The organism is Psychrobacillus sp. INOP01, from assembly GCF_018140925.1.
Classification (GTDB): Bacteria; Bacillota; Bacilli; order Bacillales_A; family Planococcaceae; genus Psychrobacillus.
The window spans coordinates 3,135,287-3,153,827 of record NZ_CP073315.1 but is presented as its reverse complement, the minus strand read 5'-3'; the positions used below and the strand labels follow the sequence as shown (position 1 = coordinate 3,153,827).

18 protein-coding genes and 1 pseudogene are annotated in these 18,541 nt (G+C 39.9%); all 19 read right to left on the bottom strand.

The window, feature by feature from the left end; genetic code table 11:
- Nucleotides 1-4: 4 nt before the first annotated feature.
- The 19 genes and pseudogenes from KD050_RS15530 to KD050_RS15440 all read right to left on the bottom strand — a co-directional run bounded on the left by KD050_RS15530 (nt 5) and on the right by KD050_RS15440 (nt 18,541).
- Nucleotides 5-1,354, bottom strand: a complete 1,350-nt coding sequence (locus KD050_RS15530; RefSeq protein ID WP_211893240.1) for an acyclic terpene utilization AtuA family protein — start codon at nt 1,352-1,354, stop codon at nt 5-7.
- 279 nt (nt 1,355-1,633) lie between these two features.
- A pseudogene (locus tag KD050_RS21560) lies at nt 1,634-1,798 on the bottom strand (undecaprenyl diphosphate synthase family protein); the annotation flags it as partial.
- Nucleotides 1,799-1,849: 51 nt separating this feature from the next.
- Nucleotides 1,850-2,470 (bottom strand): HAD family hydrolase, encoded by a 621-nt coding sequence (locus KD050_RS15520; protein WP_211893239.1) that lies wholly within the window; start codon nt 2,468-2,470, stop codon nt 1,850-1,852.
- A gap of 71 nt (nt 2,471-2,541) precedes the next feature.
- Nucleotides 2,542-3,186: a bifunctional 2-keto-4-hydroxyglutarate aldolase/2-keto-3-deoxy-6-phosphogluconate aldolase gene (locus KD050_RS15515; RefSeq protein ID WP_255553311.1), complete on the bottom strand. Its 645-nt coding sequence runs from the start codon at nt 3,184-3,186 to the stop codon at nt 2,542-2,544.
- Nucleotides 3,187-3,201: 15 nt separating this feature from the next.
- Nucleotides 3,202-3,777, bottom strand: a complete 576-nt coding sequence (locus tag KD050_RS15510; RefSeq protein ID WP_211893238.1) for a glucose-6-phosphate isomerase — start codon at nt 3,775-3,777, stop codon at nt 3,202-3,204.
- Nucleotides 3,778-3,806: 29 nt separating this feature from the next.
- Nucleotides 3,807-4,748 carry a shikimate dehydrogenase family protein gene (locus KD050_RS15505; RefSeq protein ID WP_211893237.1) on the bottom strand — a complete coding sequence of 314 codons (942 nt, stop codon included), beginning with the start codon at nt 4,746-4,748 and terminating at the stop codon, nt 3,807-3,809.
- Between the two features lie 17 nt (nt 4,749-4,765).
- Complete coding sequence (locus tag KD050_RS15500; protein ID WP_211893236.1) at nt 4,766-5,728, bottom strand: phosphotriesterase family protein; 963 nt, start codon at nt 5,726-5,728, stop codon at nt 4,766-4,768.
- Between the two features lie 11 nt (nt 5,729-5,739).
- Nucleotides 5,740-6,678, bottom strand: a complete 939-nt coding sequence (locus tag KD050_RS15495; RefSeq protein WP_235753832.1) for a phosphoglycerate dehydrogenase — start codon at nt 6,676-6,678, stop codon at nt 5,740-5,742.
- 40 nt (nt 6,679-6,718) lie between these two features.
- Entirely contained in the window at nt 6,719-7,468 is a 750-nt protein-coding gene (locus tag KD050_RS15490; protein WP_211893234.1) for a 6-phosphogluconolactonase, read from the bottom strand.
- A 13-nt stretch (nt 7,469-7,481) separates the two neighbouring features.
- Nucleotides 7,482-8,501 (bottom strand): zinc-dependent alcohol dehydrogenase, encoded by a 1,020-nt coding sequence (locus KD050_RS15485; RefSeq protein ID WP_211896320.1) that lies wholly within the window; start codon nt 8,499-8,501, stop codon nt 7,482-7,484.
- A gap of 23 nt (nt 8,502-8,524) precedes the next feature.
- On the bottom strand, nt 8,525-9,556 hold the full coding sequence (locus KD050_RS15480) for a zinc-dependent alcohol dehydrogenase (RefSeq protein WP_211893233.1): 1,032 nt from the start codon (nt 9,554-9,556) through the stop codon (nt 8,525-8,527).
- Nucleotides 9,557-9,584: 28 nt separating this feature from the next.
- Entirely contained in the window at nt 9,585-10,544 is a 960-nt protein-coding gene (locus KD050_RS15475; protein WP_211893232.1) for an ABC transporter permease, read from the bottom strand.
- Nucleotides 10,545-10,549: 5 nt separating this feature from the next.
- Nucleotides 10,550-12,031 (bottom strand): sugar ABC transporter ATP-binding protein, encoded by a 1,482-nt coding sequence (locus KD050_RS15470; protein WP_211893231.1) that lies wholly within the window; start codon nt 12,029-12,031, stop codon nt 10,550-10,552.
- A 126-nt stretch (nt 12,032-12,157) separates the two neighbouring features.
- A complete protein-coding gene (locus KD050_RS15465; protein ID WP_235753831.1) occupies nt 12,158-13,231 on the bottom strand; it encodes a substrate-binding domain-containing protein in 1,074 nt (357 codons plus the stop codon).
- A gap of 175 nt (nt 13,232-13,406) precedes the next feature.
- Nucleotides 13,407-14,183, bottom strand: coding sequence for an SDR family oxidoreductase (locus KD050_RS15460; protein ID WP_211893230.1), 777 nt, complete (start codon nt 14,181-14,183; stop codon nt 13,407-13,409).
- Nucleotides 14,184-14,187: 4 nt separating this feature from the next.
- Nucleotides 14,188-15,123 (bottom strand): 1-phosphofructokinase, encoded by a 936-nt coding sequence (gene pfkB / locus KD050_RS15455; protein ID WP_211893229.1) that lies wholly within the window; start codon nt 15,121-15,123, stop codon nt 14,188-14,190.
- Between the two features lie 11 nt (nt 15,124-15,134).
- Nucleotides 15,135-16,172, bottom strand: a complete 1,038-nt coding sequence (locus tag KD050_RS15450; RefSeq protein WP_211893228.1) for a galactitol-1-phosphate 5-dehydrogenase — start codon at nt 16,170-16,172, stop codon at nt 15,135-15,137.
- A 12-nt stretch (nt 16,173-16,184) separates the two neighbouring features.
- Nucleotides 16,185-17,669, bottom strand: coding sequence for a xylulokinase (locus KD050_RS15445; RefSeq protein WP_211893227.1), 1,485 nt, complete (start codon nt 17,667-17,669; stop codon nt 16,185-16,187).
- Nucleotides 17,666-18,541, bottom strand: a complete 876-nt coding sequence (locus KD050_RS15440; RefSeq protein WP_211893225.1) for a class II fructose-bisphosphate aldolase — start codon at nt 18,539-18,541, stop codon at nt 17,666-17,668. Before KD050_RS15440 ends, KD050_RS15445 begins: the two co-directional genes overlap by 4 nt.

Below are 18,541 nucleotides of genomic sequence, written 5' to 3'. Positions count from 1 at the left end.
CCTCCTATCTATACTCAATTCGGAACGGATTATCTGCTATTTCCAATAAGTGATATACGGAAAACTCATATACTGGTCCGAACTCAATATCACTTGGCGCAAAAGGAAAAGCAAGGTTACCTGCCGTGGACTTTCTTTTTTCGTGAGCAAAGTGTAAAAAAGTGGATCTTGCAGTTGCACAAATACTATTTGCAAGCTCCTGGTCCTTTGCAATTACCTCTATTACAACACCTATTTCATGTCCACTGAATACTTCTTTTTCTTTATCGCCTAGAACTGCATTCATCCCGTAATTGTAAAAATTCACTTTGTAATCATTGCTTGGAATTTCATCATAGTAATCACTTACTTGTTGTTTCACTCGGTTTTCTATATCTTCTACGTTTTCCAATAAAATCGGATCTCTTATACCGGCCAATACAAATGTACGATAAGCAACTTTCCGAGCCCCCTCCAGCTTTATGAAATGCTGCTCGGTGGGAATATACTTGCTATTAGAAACTTCCACAACTCCATCCGCTAATTCTTTAAACTCGCATTGCTCTAGGTTCAAAGTGAATCCAGGCCCATGAAGAATATATGGATGCTCTTTCTCATAAAAAGTATGTGCCGCCACACTTATCGATGTACATTTACGCTTCGGGTTTAATGACTTCACTTTGAAAGAGGTCTCACCGATAATACCTAAAATACTATCCTTCGTCGTTCCTGGCTCCGCGCAAAGAGCGCCGCATTCCAATATCTTTCCAAGATGATAGGAAAGCCCAGGATCTTTTCCATGAAAAATTCCGATTGCTGCAAAAGGGGAAGGGTCATATGCTCTTCCACAAACAATAATATCTGCCTTTTTTTGTAGAGCTTCCAATATTGGTTCATGGCCCATTTGCGCTACAATTCCATTTGTCTCAAGAATAATATCCTCATTTAAAGGAGGTATATTTGGGCTTAAGGGCTTTATCCTTCCTTGTTGATTTGCTTCAATTACTAAATCATTTGGAATATCCGCCCATACAATTGCTATTTTTACTTGAAGACCCGCTTCTTTCAAAATTTCTTCGATAATGTCCATCGTCCAATCTACATGAGCCTGTGCTCCTGCTCCGCCAGCTGAGCCAATAATAATTGGTATTTTCCTTGGAACTCCATTTTCCAATATAATCGTTAAATCCTTTTTGGCAGCGCGCCTACTAACAATTGAAACACCGGCTCCAAGTTTATGCGGCCCTGCATCTGTCGATCCTGCATCCACTACAATCCCATGGGGTTCCTCTTCCATTCCCCGTAAGAATGATTCCTCTGGAAACCCATATCCCAACATTCCACAGGGGGATAAAATCTTAATTTCATTGCCCATTTGGCCACTCCTCTTTATTTACTAATAAATCATATATTCAATAGGGTAATATCAAGCGTGAAACCGGTTACATGTTTCACTAAAAAAAATATTGTAGTTAACTTTTTCTTTTTTGTGAAACCGGTTACAAGTATGATAATTCAGAAAGTTCTAACAGTCAATAACATTTTTGAACAAATTATAATAGTTTTCTAACAAAAAAAGCCCCCACTAAATAGGGACTTTAGGATAAATCATATAGAATCCTCGCCTAATTTTCTATCTCGACCTTGATAATTTTCAATTGCATTTTCCGCTCGTACGAATAAGTAAATCAGACTCAGTTAGTTCAGTTGTCATTAAATGATCGATGATTAATTCATCATAACTATCGTCAGGGGAGTTTATCTCTTGCTGTACTTTGTTTACTATTTGTTTAACAGATTGAACTATTTCATTCCGACTGCTGTAGTTTAATAGTCATTTTTACCTTTGTTAGTAATTCTAAGAGCAACTTTAAAGGAACAGCGTTACTAAATCTGAAGGTTTTTGGATCAAGTAGTCATAGCTGTCTGGATTTCCGAACCCGTAATTAGCGAATACAAACGGAATGCCAGCAAGTTTGGCTGCATCACAATCACCTTGTGTATCACCCACATAAACTGCAGATGATATGTTATTACGTTCCATCAGAAGTTTAATATTTTCTCCTTTAGTTAAACCGGTTCTACCTGGGTTTTCAAAATCAAGAAAGTATTTTTCTAGACCATGATATGTATAGAATGATTCAATGTACCCTTCTTGACAATTGCTTACGATGAATAAGCTGTATCGAGAGGATAGTTTTTGAAGTACTTCCGCTAAGTTGGGGTACAAAATGCCCCCCTCACGTATCAAATCTACCTGCTCTCTTTCACAGCATTTAAGAATGAGTTCCATTTGTTTAGCTTCATCCAAATAGTCAAATAAGCGGGCAGCGATGTCTTTGACCTGTAGCCCCATTGTTTTTTTCAGGTCATCTTCAGTAACCTCTCCCCGTCCATACTCTACTTCTTGAACAACTTGGGACCAGGATTTGGATACTGTTCTTCTAGAATCCCAGAGTGTTCCATCTAGATCAAAAATGATGCTTTCCATAATGCATTTACCTCCTAATTGAAAAGAAAAACACGAAATCCTCTAATTAAGAATTCGTGTCTTTTCAGTTTTTATTTTTGGCGTGCCTGTTGGATTTGTTCTATAAAACGTTTCGCTGTTTTTGTAATTTGTTCGTAACCGTCTACATCCGGCTTACCGATTAGACTACCACCAGCTCCTACTGCCACTGCTCCAGCACTAATCCACTCACCAACATTGTCCACACTGACACCGCCTGTAGGCATAAGATTAGCTTGAGGAATCGGACCTTTTATCGCTTTGATTACTTTAGGTCCCATAAGTTCCCCAGGAAAAACTTTCAAAATATCTGCGCCGCTTTCCAACGCTTTCACGACACCTTCAATTGTCATAACACCGGGCATATATGGTATTTGATATCGATTGCAAAGAGTCGCTGTAGCTTCACTGAAATAAGGGCTTACCACATATTGAGATCCTGCCAAAATGGCTATGCGAGCAGTTTCAGCGTCTAGCACTGTACCAGCTCCGATGAGGATGTCCTCTTTGAACTCTTCTGCTAATTCTCGGATGACTTCTGTAGCACCAGGAATTGTATAAGTAATTTCAATTGCCGAGACACCACCTCTCAAAGCAGCTTCTGTAATTCTTTTAGCCTGTTCTGTATCATCGGCCCGTACAACTGCAACAAGGCCAGAGTCTGTTATTTTTGAGATTACTTGATGCTTCATCAACATATCCTTTTCAGCTCCTTAAGCCCATTTTGGGTTATCAATGACTTCCGCTTTGCCATTTTTTTCTACAACCAGTTTACGATATCCTTTTGTTTCAATTGTTCCATAGTCATGACCTGCATCGGCACGGAAAGAAAAGAAAGTGACTAGAGGTTGGTCTCCTGTGTTGATGCTTCGGTGTGCATAACGAGGCGGTACATATACAGCTTGACCTGGTGCAAACTTTTCAATCTGCCAGTCGCCTTCCGGATTTTCCATTAACATGTAACCTTCGCCACTCAGGCAGTAATATACTTCACCGGTTTCTAAAATCGTATGGAAATGACCTTTCGTCATGTAATATTCATTGCCCACTTTACCTGGATACACAATGCTTGTACCAAACAAGATATCACCTTCTGTTTGAGGTACATCAAGCTCATAGAATTCATAGATAAGCGGATCATTTTCTTTAGCAACTTTTTCGTCAAAAGCCTGTTCATCGTAGTACATCCCTTTCATGCGGGATAATTGTCTTTTAGTTGATTCTCTTGTAGTCGACAGTCCTGTGGCTAAGTTAAAATCGATATTTAAAGCTTTTACTGGTTCTTTCATTTAAATGACCTTCTTTCTACTAATAATCATTATGATTGATTTGAAATTTCTTCAATCTGCTGGAATGTTTCTCCTTCAATCGGAAGGTGGAATACTTCTGCGATGACCTGAGTCCAGCCGTGCAAGAAGTAAATCCAACCGTCTTCCACTTGAAGCTGGCATTTCTCCTTTTGAGCAAGTGCCTGATACATAAAATCTCGATCTCCACGATAGTTAAGTTCCCAGACAAAGCTGCTAGAAGGAAACTGTGCATAATCGGACAGTGGCGATCCAGGTCTGTCTTTCCCAAGTCCAGTCGCATTAATGATGAGTGAATTGTCTGCTAGGGATTGAAGCAATGCATCATTTTCTTCAGCACTAGAAATGAGATTATACTCTACATTCGCATTAGGATTGACTTCAGTTAGAATATGCTTGATCTCTTCTAAACGTTTTTCGTTCATATCAGTAATGACCAGACGCTTCGGTGTTTCTTTACCTTTTTCACGGTTCATTAAATAAGAAGAAATCGCAATCGCGCTTCCACCAGCACCGAGAAGCAATGTCTCACCTTCGTTGTTGCTCCAATAATTTTCTGGTATAAACCGTTCAAGTGCCATTCCGCTACTGATTGGATCCTTGGCATGTCCACGCAGTTTGCCTTCCTTTTTAGAGATACAAGACAGTTCTCCAAACATTTTTGCATAGGGGTCCATCTCATCAAATAAGTCTTTGGCAGCCTCATACAAATCGATTTTATGTGTAGTTACAAGAGCACCAAGAGAATGTTCATCGTTTTTAATGAATTCTACAACTTTCCGGTAGTCAGATGGATCTGCATGAATCTCCAAATCAATTCCTTTGAGAACAGCGTTTGGAAAGCCAAGTATCTTTGCCCATTTTGGAAATAACATCATAATAGACGATTTTGTCGTTGTTACACCTATAAAATACATTGTTGGAACTGATGCCTTTTCAGGTAGTTGTACCATTCAATTATCACCCTTTCTTATCGTTTTGAAAAAGCTTTGGCTGGGTTGTTTACAAGCATCTTTTGAATGATTTCTTCTGTCACACCTACATTTTTCAGCATGGGAATGAAATGAGCTAATAGATGATCCATGCCAAAACTTCCTCCATCGTAATACTTCATCCGTTTTCTTGTTGTATCGAGGCTAAGTAGAACTTGATCTTCATGACCAGCTTCAATTAGACGAAGGATAAGTTCCACTTCTTCTTCATCAGAATGATAATGAAAGCGACCAATTGTATCAAGTTCCAAAAACACACCAGTAGTTGCAACATGTAGCATATAGTCCGCATTTTCCATTTTTCTGTCGAGATGACATATAATTAACTGTTCGGCAGGAACCCCCAGGCTCTCGTACAGTGCAATTTGTTCTAGCGCGTGATAGCCAAGTTCGGTATGACTCATCACAGGAGAACCAGTAGCGATGGCAGCTTTTGCAGCAGAGCGGAACAAATCCAAATATCTTCCCGCTGTTCCCTGCATATCAGCGGCTGTCTTGATCAATCCCGCACGCGCAGGAAGTTGCTCCGACGGCCAACTGGCCTCTCCATCTGCGAACATGCCCTCTGTCAATTCTTTTATAAAAAGTTCAGCGAGTTGCTCTGAGTCTTTTGTGCGAATCCAATGATCTTCAGGATAAAAGGATAGTTTATGAAAGCCGGTGGAGGCGAGAATATTTAGACCAGTTTGTTCGGCTACTTTAGTAAGCCAGCGAGCATGACGTCCTGAACCCACAGGCTGGGCATCTATTATAGTCTGTACACCGAGAAGTTGGATTTCCTTCAGTTCCTGCATCGTCCATTCAAAATCATCAATACGAAGTGCCGGATCTTGCTTCGCAGGCTGGCCAGCCTTGATAAATAAATGTTCATGAGCATGTGTGATACCCATTTCGTTTGGACTGATATCGCCTCTTACAGTGGTGACCTTACGTTCTCTCATTTGGTTCACTCCTATGCCTCCAGCATTTCAAGAAGATTACGTGTTGAAACGACTGCCATCCGTTCTATAGCTTCATTTGTATATGCACCAATATGTGGTGTAAGTATAAAATTAGGTAGTTGCACGAGCGAATCTCCTTTAGAAGGAGGTTCCTGTGAATAGACATCCTGTGCTGCAACTGCAATCGAACCATTGCTTAGTGCTTCATAAAGGGCTTTTTCGTCAACAAGTTCTCCACGTGCTGTATTAATTAAAATTGCGCTTGGTTTCATCTGATTCAAGATATTTTCATTGATGAGGTGTTTGGTATCCTCAGTAACTGGCAAATGAAGAGTGAGGATATCTGCCTGTCTAACAGCATCTAAAAACTCCACTGTTCTTGTGACTTCGTAAGTATCCAGAAACTCTTGGTCATTAAAATATGGATCATAAATTGTAACGTTCATTTCTAGGCCCCGTGCTCGCTTAGCCACTTCTTTACCAATTTGCCCTCCACCGAAAACCGATAAATTCTTGTTTGTTAGCTCCGTGCCAATCGTGCGTTCCCAGCTGAACTGCTTTACTTCATTAATAGTAGAAGAAAGTCTACGGCCACATTCGAACATTAGACCGATAGCAAGTTCAGCAACTGAGATGTTATTCGTGCCGATTGCATTTCTTACTGAAATACCCATTTCTTTTGCTTTTCCTAAATGGATATTATCCATCCCAACCCCATATTTCGAAATTGCCTTCAATCCTTTGAACGCTTCAAGAACTTCAGTAGAAAGTGGATCAACACCGACAATTATTCCAATAATGTCGTCAGTAGCAAGTTCAAGCAACTGTTCCACTGATAAGGTTTTTCCTGTCGTATTTTCGATTATTTCATAGCCTGCTTCCTGCAACATTTCAAAAGGCTTCTGCTTGTACTTTTGGAATGATTTTGGAGTGACAAGTACTTTTGCCATCAATTTCCCCTCCACTTCTATGTTTGTGTGTGTAACATTACTATGTCACCACATTAATATTTACAGTTAAATACTTTGCCGCATCCTTATCTAGAAATACTTCCATATGAGGATGTAATTGAAGAAAAGATCCTGGTACTTTAGTGGTCAAAGGACCTTCAAAAGCCTGTTTAAGAATTTCTGCTTTTTCATCCCCTTTGGCTAGAAAAAGAATCCTCTTTGCTTTCATAATGGCTCCTAATCCAAGTGTAATTGCGGATGACGGTACTACTTCACCTTGTGTGAAAGATTTCTTATTCACTTCACGTGTCTCTTCGGTCAAATGAACAAGATGGGCAGAGGTACTTAGTGTTTCGCCGGGTTCATTAAAGCCAATATGGCCATTAAGCCCGATACTCATAAGCTGGAGATCAAGTGGTGAATTTCCCTCTACTAGTGAGTTATATCTTTCAGCTTCCAAATGACTATCAGCTGTATCTCCATGTGGGATGTTGCGCTGTGCTGCCGGTAAATCTATAGCAGAAAATAAATGATTATCCATAAATGCTGCAAAACTCTGCGGATGATCTGGCGAAAGTCCGATATATTCGTCTAGATTATATGTAGTCATGTCTTTAAAAGATAAGACTCCCTTTTGATAGAACTTCACCAACTGAGCATAAAAACCGATTGGTGTGGTACCGGTAGCCAAGCCAATTTTCGGTTTTATAACCGACTTCACTATTTCTGTAAACCGGAGTGCAGCAGCATAATCTGCTTCCTCTGCTGTTGGGTAGATATTAATCTTCAATGGGTGCTCCTTCTTAGTCCATGTCTATCATAACCTTCATCACTTTGTCTTTGTTGACTTCAATAATTTCGTAAGCTTTTAAATAATCTTCGAATGGGAATCTATCAGAAATTAATTCAGTTAGTTTGATCCTGCTTTTAAGGATCAGTTCAACCGCTTGGTCGAAATCAATAGATTGATACATAGCACTTCCTAGTACAGTAAGCTCATGATCCTGCACATAACCCATATTCACTTTAGTAAGGTCAGATACAACACCTACCACAACAACTGTGCTTCCTTTACGTGCCACTTCAATTGCTTGTGCAACTGTAAAGCTCGAGCCTACGCATTCAAAAATGACATCTGATTTTTCCTCTCCAAATTGACGTAGGATACCCTCTGCTAACTGCTCCTCATTACTGTTAATCGTTTCAATACCACATACTTCAGCCATCTGAAGTCTAGTAGTACTCAACTCTGCTACAACCACTTTTTTAGCTCCTAGTGCTTTTGCTGTCTGAGCAACCAGGTTTCCGATTGGTCCTCCACCAATAACGAGAACGTTTTTACCATCAACAGAATGAACACGTTTAACTGCATGTACCGCTACCGCAAGTGGCTCAATCATAGCACCTTCGTCCCAACCAATTGAGTCTGGGAGAATAGTTAGCTTATCTTCATCGACAACAAAAAAGTCAGAGGCCATTCCAGTTGTTTGGAAGCCCATAACCTTTAGTTCCTCACAAACATGATACATTCCATTTTGACATGGGAAGCACTCACCACAAACTACTTGAGGTTGAACAGTAACTTTCTGACCTTTGTTTACTTTTGTAACTTCTGAACCCAATTGCACGACTTCTCCAGAAACTTCGTGTCCTTGAACTACCGGGAAAGTTGTGTAGGGGTGTTTACCATGAAATACATGAATGTCAGATCCACATATACCAATTCTTTGCATTTTCAGTTTTACTTGTTTTGGACCGATTTCTGGCACTTCTACTTCCTGGAAAATAATTTTTGCCGGTTCTGTCATTAAGGCTTGTTTCATTTTCAACTGTAGTCCCTCATTTCTCAATAAGTGATAATGATTTTCTTATTTGTCTTTCCTGTAAGGTAATCTTCGAACGCTTCCGTAATCTGTTCAAAAGGATAAGTGGCGAATATAAAATCCGAGAGTATAATCTTTCCTTCATCTACCCACTGGATGATTTGTTCGTGACAAGCTCCTTCTTCTTCTTTCCTAGGCATCTGCTGAAAATTAATATTCCAATTATAAGGAACATCTTCTAGATTAAGTTTCAATGCAGTCGATTTGGGTACCCCGTAGCAGAGCACTTCACCACGATCTTTTAGTAGTGATAGACCTTCGTTGATTACTGCTTCAGATCCAACAGCATCCAAAACAAAGTCTACTCCCTGGGAATTATTTTTTAGCAATTGTTTCTTCACCGAACCTATAGAACTATCAATTACGACTTCAGCACCGAACTTTCTAAGCAGCTTTCCCTTTTCTTCACTTCTTACAACTGCAATGATGTTCTCTATGCCGAGCAGCCGCATTAGTTTAACAAAAGCAATGGCTACCGTCCCACTGCCATAAACTACTATCGATTGTCCTTTCTGAATTCCAAAGTGCTGTATCGCACTATACACTTCACGCAATGTAACCAGAACAGGTGCCTCTTTTACCGAGATCCAAGAAGGTAATTTCTTTTGGGCATATGCTGTTTCAGGAATCTCTTCGGTAGAATCATAGCTTTCAACATCCTCTACAACACCATATTCACTAAAAGCTCCCCAGCCTGAGTTAATCGGATGGTTGCCAGCAATTGCTGGTGTAAATGGAAGCATAACTAGATCGCCTATTTGAAAACTTGTAACTTCTGAGCCGATTTCTATTACTTCTCCGACTGCCTCATGACCAAGCATCATTGGGTATTCAGATGTATGAAATCCTTTAAAAGACTGTTCGATAATCGTTGCATCAGTACCACAAATTCCACAGGCAAGCGTTTTTACAAGTGCCTGTTTCGATGTAATTTCCGGAACTGGGACTTCTTCAACAGAAAATTGGTTCAAGCTGTGGACCACAAATGTCTTCATTGAAGTCTCTCCTTTTTAATAGAGATGATTAAATTGTACGTTCTTTTTTACTCGTCGCGATCTGGAGTAGAACTGCCGCGATAATAATAGCCCCTTTAATAATGTCTTGTGGATAAGAAGGAACTGCCATAAGGTTCATGATATTACCTATTAAGCCGAGAATTAATGCACCTGCCACTGTATTTAGAACAAAACCACGTCCACCCATAAGGCTAGCACCACCAATTACTACTGCCGCAATAGCATCCAGTTCCTGGCCCATTCCTACAGTCGCACTTCCTGTTGAAGAACGAGCAGCTATGAATACACCAGCAAGTGCTGCAAGTGAACCTGAAATCGCATAAGTCGACATCACGTATAGCTTCGTACGAACACCAGCTAGTTTTACAGCCGTCTCATTACTTCCGATTGCAACAATTTTACGACCAAATCCTGTGTAGCGCTGGATGATTGTGAAAATAATGATAAGAAGAATTGTAATGAAAATAATTGGATACATTAAATCTTTGCTAACAAGTATATCAATTGTGTTCGCTTCCACACGTACCGGTCGACCCTCAGTAATAACAAATGCGATACCTCGTGCAATCGTCATCGTTGCCAAAGTAGCGACGAATCCTTGAATGCCTGTATAAGCAACCAAGAACCCTGAAAATACCCCAAATAACAGACCTACTATAACTGCAATACCAATGGAAACTGAAAAGTGCAATCCGATATCAGTTATTAATAGAGCAGAAACTGTTGCTCCAAGTGCCATTAAGGAACCGACGGACAAATCAATACCACCAGCCAAAATAACATACAGAAGACCAATTGCTACTAAAATTGGACCTGCTTGTTGAAGAAGGATATTGCGTAGATTCATTGGTGTTAAGAAAGTGTCTGATAGCATTGCACTAATAACAATCAGCAGTAGAAGAATCAAAAATGTATTGTTGTTAATAATAAACTCTTTCCAATTGAATTTCTTTGCAGAAGATGACATGAGTTTTAAACCCCCATTGCTAGTTTGATTAAATTATTTTCTGTGAGCTCATCCTTTTTGACTTCCCCCATGATTTCACCTTCACGCATGACAAATGCGCGGTCACACATCCCAATAATCTCAGACATCTCAGAAGAAACAATAATTATAGCTACTCCCTTTCCTGCGAGATCATTGATGATATTATAAATTTCAGTTTTAGCTCCAACATCCACGCCTCTTGTCGGTTCATCAAGAATAATAAGCTTTGTATCGATTGCAAGCCATTTGGCAAGCGCCACTTTTTGCTGGTTACCTCCGCTCAGACTATCGGCTGGATCTTCAGTAGATCCATATTTTGTTGAAATACGTGCTAATAATTCCAGGACATTGTCTTTTTCCTGTCGATGTGAAATCCAACCATTTGTTTGATTTGAAACCATTGTGGTGTTTATCCGGATAGACTGACTTAACAGTAAACCTTGTTTTTTCCGATCTTCAGGCAATAATCCAATACCCAGTTTGATGGCTTGTTTCGGGTTTTTGATATCTATTTCTTTGCCCAGATAATAGGTTAAACCTGACTCTTTCTTGTCAGCCCCAAAAATAGCTCTCATAATTTCTGTTCTTCCGGAACCTACCAGCCCACTGAACCCTACTACTTCACCAGCACGGACAGAGAATGACGCATTTTTCACATGATTTCCGACATTAAGTTTTTCTACTCTGAGGACTTCTTCACTTATTACTGCATGGCGTTCAGGGAAAAGCGTTGAAATTTCACGGCCCACCATCATGGTGACAAGTTGATCTTTTGTTATAGAATCTGTATCAACAGTACCTACATACTTACCGTCTTTTAATACAGTAATTTTATCGCTTATAGCGAAAAGTTCTTCTAAACGATGCGAAATATATACAATTGTTACGCCCGATTCTTTTAGTTTGACAATTAGTTCTAATAGCTTTTGAGTTTCAGAATGGGTTAGCACTGCTGTCGGTTCGTCAAAAACAAGAACTTTTGAATTTTTTGCAAGACATTTACAGATTTCTACGATTTGCTGATAAGCGACACTCAGTTCCCCCACTTTTTGATTCGGGTCGATATGACCAAAACCAATCTTTTCAAGTTCCTGTTTCGCATTCTTTCGAAGTTTCTTCCAATTAATAAATAATCCGCCACTGCTTAACTTATCAATATATATATTTTCAGCCACTGATAAATCTGGCGCTAACATGAATTCTTGGTAAATGACAGAAACGCCGAGATCAATCATTGCTTTGGGACTTGAAACCGTAGCCTCTTTTCCATCGATAATGATGTTCCCATCGTCCTTTGCATAAGCTCCTGCTAAAATTTTCATTAATGTCGATTTTCCGGCTCCATTCTCACCAATTAGCGCATGAATTTCGCCTTTCTTGACTTTCATATGCACATCTTCTAACGCCTTAACGCCGCCAAAGTGTTTTGAAATATGGTTCATTTCTACAATATAATTTGAAGCCACAATGAGTCCCCCTTTCAAATCGTCACTCAAGTGTTCTAAAGCCGAAAAAATTCCTTTTATGTAATAAGAATCCTCCCGACAAACAAGAGGAGGATTCTTAGATCATCTGTATTACCTTATGATTAATTAGAATCCAAAATCGTAGTAATCATCTACATTATCTTTTGTAACTGCTGCTGGTTCAGTCAATGTTATTTCTTCGTAGCTTTCAGGATCTTTTCCATCAACAATTATTTCTTTTGCTATTTTAACTCCAAGTTTTGCAACTTTGTAAGGGCTATTTTCTCCAGTTGCAAAGTATTTACCTTCTTTGATAAGATCATATGCTTCTAATGCACCATCAGCCGCTGCTACAATGTCTACATTGTCAATTCCTGCATTTTTAAGAGCAGTCATTGCACCTAATAACATTTGATCATTTTCTCCAAGTACAGTTGTCAGGTTTGGATTCGCAGTGATCAAATCTTCTGCTGCTTCAAGCCCATCTTCACGAGTCCATGCACCCCATCCTTGTCCAACTACAGAGAATTTTGCTTCTGCATTGGAAGCTTTACCCGATGATGCTAGTTGAGAATCTAATTCTTCAGCTAGTTTCCAAGCTTCGTCTTCAGAAACGCCTAATTTACCTTCTAGGATACCTGCGAATAATCCTGTACGACGCTCTTCTCCTGCAACATTTCCTTTTGCACCACTAAGAGTGATTGATACGATTTCTTCATCACCCATTTTTTCCGCGTAAGCAAGCCCAACTAAACGTCCATTTTGCTTGTTATCAGAATAAACAGTTGTAATATCATCAGCGTCTGCATTAACACCGCTGTCCAGGTTGATAACACCAATGCCTGCTTCAGCAGCTTTATTGATGACTGGAACTACTGCATCTGGTTCAATTGCATCTAGGAAAATCATGTCCATTCCTTGAGCAATAAATGTTTCCATATTCTCTGCTTCTTTTGTTGTGTCCCCATTTGCATCTAGAACTGTTACTTTCCATCCTTCAGCTTCCGCATACTCTTTAACTGCATCTACAAGTGAAACAAAATAAGGTGAATCCTGTGTCTTAATAGCAAAACCGACTTTAATCTGACCTTCCCCACCACCAGATTTACCACTTGCTTCATTTGAATCAGAACTACATGCTGCAACTACTAACATCATAAGAATTAGAGTTGTAAAGAGAAATAATTTATTTGCTTTCAATGCTGTTTCCCCCTATAAATTATTTGTTAATTACATAGTTGCATCGTAATGTCATTACAATACAATGTTGTAATATGCTTATACTATACAACTAATTGAGAGCGTTTTCAACAATGTATTTAATTATTCAGTATTTTTTATTTATATTAATCTTTTAAAATGTTGATATTTTCAATTAAATGATAGTAAATCCTCCATCTATGACGAACTCGCTTCCTGTCACAAAAGATGCAGAGTCAGATAACAAATAAATTACTGCACCAACAAGCTCCTCTGGCTTACCAAGTCGTTTCATAGGTGTTAATTCAGCCCACTGTTTTCTCCAGTCTTCTCTTACAAAGGAAGTAAGTTCCGTAAAGATATATCCAGGACTAATACAGTTGACACGAATTCCTTGTTCAGCCCACTCATAAGCTAATGACTTTGTCAGTTGAGTGACACCTGCTTTTGAAGTATTATAAGATGCTTGCAGCTGTGGATAGTTGACAATGATGCCTGACATGGAAGCAGTATTGACAATCGAACCTTTAATACCGTTCTCGATAAGATATTTCCCGAATAATTGAGCCACATAAAAGACACCATTTAAATTGACATCAATGACCTTTAGCCACTCTTCTGGACTAGTTTCAATAACAGGTTTTTGTATGACAATACCTGCATTATTGAAAAGAAGTTCAATTGAACCCATTTGTTTAACCGAGTCTTCCAAAGCCTTTTTCACTGCATCATAATCTGTTACATCTACTTGTAGTGAGAAAGTCTTACAGTCATAGTTTTGTGCAATTTCTTTTGCTGTTTGTTCAGCAGACTCTCCGTTAATATCGAAGATAACTATATTTGCGCCCGCTGCCGCCAAATGTTCCCCGACTGTTTTACCGATTCCACGCGCTCCTCCGGTAATCAAAACAGTTTTATTTTTTAATGAAAATAATTTCTCAAGTATTTCCATTTTCTCATCCCCTCTCTATTCTTTTTACTTGTACTTGCTGAAGGATCTGTTCAACCATTTCAGTTGAAACATCGCCTGTTTTTTCCGAAAGCGTATTGGCTGCCGATACCGCTATTGCTAACTGAAGCTTCTGCTCCTCTTCAAGACCATTCAGCATGGAACATGCTATAGCCGCCACCATTGAATCGCCTGAACCAACTGTATTTATAATATCTAGCCTTGGTGGAGTAGCGCGAAGGACGCCTTTTTTGCTGATGAAGAGTGCCCCCTTCTCTCCAAGGGATACAATCACATTTTTGATTCCATTCTCTAATAATTTGTTTCCAAAAGTGATTACCTGTTCTTCTGATTCCAATTTTGTACCAAATAATTGCTCCAATTCATGAATGTTGGGTTTGATCACGAATGGCGCGGCCTCTATGCCTTTCACCAAATATTCTCCGCTAGTGTCAAGTACAACAGGGATATTCCTCTTGCTACACATACCAATAAGCTGAGCATAAATATCAACTGGCATCCCTTTCATAACACTTCCAGACATTGTGACAAGTGATGCTTCTCCAAGAATTTCTTCAAAGTCCTGGATGAAGCGACTAATAACTTCGGGACTGATTTCACCACCTGTTCCTAACACTTCAGTCGATATACTATTTTCATCCACAATGTTAATGCATTCTCTTGTTTCCACACCCGTATCCGTAAAGCGATGTGGTATCTGATCTCGATCTAATAGTTCAACGACTCTCTGTCCTGTATGACCACCAGTGAGGCCGACTGCCAGCACTGGATAGCCGAGCTGACGAATGACCCTTGCCACATTGAGCCCTTTACCACCAGCCGATGGAATGTTCTTTACCGCTCGGTGAACGTCACCTTTGATAAAGCCAGGAACATGATAATATTGATCGAGCGCTACATTCAGCGTAAGTGTGACAATCATGTTATATCTCCTCACTTTTCACTATCGATTAGTATTTTTCCTTTTACCATTCCAGGTGTTTTAAACATCTCAAATGCAGATGCAATTTCACTTAGTGGAATTTTTTTGAAAAGCAGCGACTCATCTATTTTGATGTCACCAGAGCGAATATATTTCGCTGTTTCAATCCACTCTTCGCCAGGGAAATCCTGGCTATATGACATCCAAGAACCTGTCAAGAAAAATTCTTTACGATTAAGATGTTCCCATTCATGGACGGAGAATGCCAGCTCTTTTGTCGGCGTTCCAATCAGACAGACAGATCCTTTCTTTTTAACTAATTCAAATGTAAGTTTAATCGTTGTCGTGTTCCCTGCAGTTTCCAATACATAGTCGTAACGTCGACCATCTAATTGCTCCAGGAAAGATGGATCTGAAGAATTGATACATTCGTCTGCACCAAATCTTTTAGCAAGTTCAAGTCTTTCTTCACTAATATCAAATACTGTCACATGTCCTGCACCTAATATTTTCAGCCACTGTAGTGTAAAAAATCCTATGTTCCCGATGCCAAGTATTGCAACCGATCTTCCTGATTGAAAATCTAGTCGGCGGATGCCGTGTAGCGCAACCGTAATCGGTTCAAAAAAAGCCCCTTGTTCAAAGGAAATAGAAGAATCGAAGCGAATGGCATTCTTTTCAGGGACCACTACATATTCTGCAAAACTGCCTGATCGTCTTGAACCTATGAAGCTATAGGCTTCACAAAGAGCATAATCACCATTACTGCAGTATTCGCAAACCATACATGGCAATAACGGGGCACCAGCAACACGATCACCAACTGCCAATGATTTCACATTTTTGCCGACTTCAACCACTTCCCCTGAAAACTCATGTCCAAGAATAATCGGGTATGAGTGGGCCGCATCACCATTGACTCGTGGAATATCTGAACCACAAATCCCAGTGTATTTTACTTTGATAAGGACATCACCCAAACCGGGTACTGGTGTTTCCACGTCCTCATAAATTAGTTTTTCCCTTGCGTTCAGTACACCTGCTTTCATTTCTTTTACCTCCTAGTTGTATATCTGTTCATTCATAACGCTTGATAGCTTGAGATAAAGATCCATCGCTTGCTTGTAAACTTCTTTATTTTCCATATTTGGTTGATGTTCCCTACGTATGGTAACAGTTTGCTCGACGACCTCCTCAAAGCTGTCATACATGCCAACACCAACTCCTGCAAGAAGAGCAGCTCCAAATGTTGTGGCCGTATCGGAACTAGGTACACGTATCTGACATCCTGTTACATCGGCATATATCTGAATCCAAAGCTCACTGTTAGCTGCTCCACCCATCGCATGAATATCAAGTTCTTGAATTGGAACACCAGCTTCTTTTGCTACAAGTAGATTATGATAAACCGAGAACACGACACCCTCTAGTACTGCACGCACCAAATGTCCTTTAGTTTTGTCAAAGCTCAGCCCATAGAAAAGTCCTTTCGCTTTTGGATTCCATAAAGGGCTACGTTCCCCTGAAAGGTAGGGAAGAAATAGCATGCCATCTGTCCCTGGATCTATCTTTTCCGCAAGCTGTGTCAATTCATTAAAACTTTCACTTTCTCCAAACTCTTGCTTGAACCAACGAAGAGCACCTCCTCCACCCACTGTTCCTCCCTGCAGAAGCCATCTTTCCGGAATAACATGCGGTGAAAAAATAAGTTGCAGATGTGTTTTAGGTTCATCCAGACAAATACTGACACCACCTGCCTGACCTCCTTGAAGTTGGGTCTGATTTACATTAACTACTCCAGCTCCAAGTGTGCCGCATGCTGCATCGAGACCTCCTGCGACAACAGGAGTGCCAACACAGAGACCAGTCAATTTAGCCGCTTGTTCCGTTACAGTTCCAATTACTTCATGACATTCATAGATTGGCGGAAACTTTTCAAGTGGAAGACCAAACTTTTCGGCCATTTGTTCATTATAGGTGTATGTAACAGGATCATAGAAATGGAGACCATAATTTTGACAACGATCTGATGAAAAAACGCCAGTCAGTTTTAGAGCAATATAACCGTTGCTCTGAAGGAATTTATAGGTCTTTTCATACAATTCTGGCTCGTATTTTTTGTACCAGAGAAGTTTTGGAGTTGTATAAGATGCTGACCAAGCATTACCTGACAACTCAAAAATCTCTTCTTCAGTCACATGTGATTCATACTCTTTCATGACTTCCCTAGCCCGTATATCCAGCCAAATTGGAGTCTTACGCAGACTATTTCCATCTCGATCCACTGGAATGGCAGACCAACCTTGTCCAGCAATACCAATACCAGCGATTTCATCTGATTTAACCTCTGAATGCTCGAGGCAGTAACGTATAGAAATGGTAATTGCTTGCCACCATTCATCTGAATCCTGTTCGACCCAACCTTCCACAGGATAATAAAGTGGATAGTCAGTAGAATGTTGAATAACTACGTTCCCTTCAGCGTCAAAAATAGCGACTTTACAGGAAGATGTTCCAATATCGATACCGAGTAAATACTTTTTCACTGTGAATTCCACCATGTCGTTTGTTTAACTTGGTCACTACTGCCGCATAAGTGCATTTTTTCCATTACTACTTGTTTAACAGTCTCACGTGCGTGCTTTGTAAATAACTTAGGATCAATGATATTGTCATGTGAAGTAACGTACTCTTTTACTGCATCTGAGAATGCAATGCGAAGCTCAGTCGCATAGTTTATTTTGCTTATACCGAACTCTACACAATGCCTTATATCCTGCTCGGAAAGTCCCGAAGCACCGTGTAACACAAGTGGTACATTTACTTTACTGTTCAGAGTTTGCAGTAATTCAAGATCCAAATTTGGCTCACCTTTGTAGACTCCATGGACGGTACCAATGGCTACTGCCAACGAAGTAACACCAGTGCGCTCGACAAATTCAATTGCCTCCTCCACCTTTGTATAACCATCAGCACCATATTCAATATCTCCTGGCTTTCCGCCAACCGTACCTAATTCTGACTCAACTGACACTCCAATTGGTTTACATATCTCAACTACTTCTGCTGTGTGGCGGATGTTATCCTCAAACGGTTGTTTAGAAGCGTCAATCATTACAGAAGTATAGCCTGCTCGGATAGCTTTTAAAGCAAGATTGCGACTGTCTCCATGGTCTAGATGTAGTGCTACTGGCACGGGACTATTTTCCACTGCGGCACGTACCATTGCATAAAACATAGTCATAGAAGCATATTTCACTGTGTTAGCAGAAGTCTGAATAATAACCGGAGATTTTTTTTCCTCAGCTGCTTCTATAACCGCCTGCACCATTTCCATATTTTCAACATTAAATGCACATACTGCATAACCGTTTTTCTTTGCATGTCGTAAAATCACATCACCTGTAACTAATGGCAT

Bases quoted from the DNA above. Each gene is read 5' to 3' on its own strand.
- KD050_RS15460 (WP_211893230.1), bottom strand. From the start codon at position 14,183: ATGGAAATACTTGAGAAATTATTTTCATTAAAAAATAAAACTGTTTTG.
- KD050_RS15440 (WP_211893225.1), bottom strand. From the start codon at position 18,541: ATGCCATTAGTTACAGGTGATGTGATTTTACGACATGCAAAGAAAAAC.
- KD050_RS15480 (WP_211893233.1), bottom strand. From the start codon at position 9,556: ATGAAGACATTTGTGGTCCACAGCTTGAACCAATTTTCTGTTGAAGAA.
- KD050_RS15450 (WP_211893228.1), bottom strand. From the start codon at position 16,172: ATGAAAGCAGGTGTACTGAACGCAAGGGAAAAACTAATTTATGAGGAC.
- KD050_RS15500 (WP_211893236.1), bottom strand. From the start codon at position 5,728: ATGAGAGAACGTAAGGTCACCACTGTAAGAGGCGATATCAGTCCAAAC.
- KD050_RS15510 (WP_211893238.1), bottom strand. From the start codon at position 3,777: ATGAAAGAACCAGTAAAAGCTTTAAATATCGATTTTAACTTAGCCACA.
- KD050_RS15515 (WP_255553311.1), bottom strand. From the start codon at position 3,186: ATGTTGATGAAGCATCAAGTAATCTCAAAAATAACAGACTCTGGCCTT.
- KD050_RS15485 (WP_211896320.1), bottom strand. From the start codon at position 8,501: ATGAAACAAGCCTTAATGACAGAACCGGCAAAAATTATTTTCCAGGAA.
- KD050_RS15495 (WP_235753832.1), bottom strand. From the start codon at position 6,678: ATGGCAAAAGTACTTGTCACTCCAAAATCATTCCAAAAGTACAAGCAG.
- KD050_RS15505 (WP_211893237.1), bottom strand. From the start codon at position 4,748: ATGGTACAACTACCTGAAAAGGCATCAGTTCCAACAATGTATTTTATA.
- pfkB (WP_211893229.1), bottom strand. From the start codon at position 15,123: ATGATTGTCACACTTACGCTGAATGTAGCGCTCGATCAATATTATCAT.
- KD050_RS15520 (WP_211893239.1), bottom strand. From the start codon at position 2,470: ATGGAAAGCATCATTTTTGATCTAGATGGAACACTCTGGGATTCTAGA.
- KD050_RS15475 (WP_211893232.1), bottom strand. From the start codon at position 10,544: ATGTCATCTTCTGCAAAGAAATTCAATTGGAAAGAGTTTATTATTAAC.
- KD050_RS15530 (WP_211893240.1), bottom strand. From the start codon at position 1,354: ATGGGCAATGAAATTAAGATTTTATCCCCCTGTGGAATGTTGGGATAT.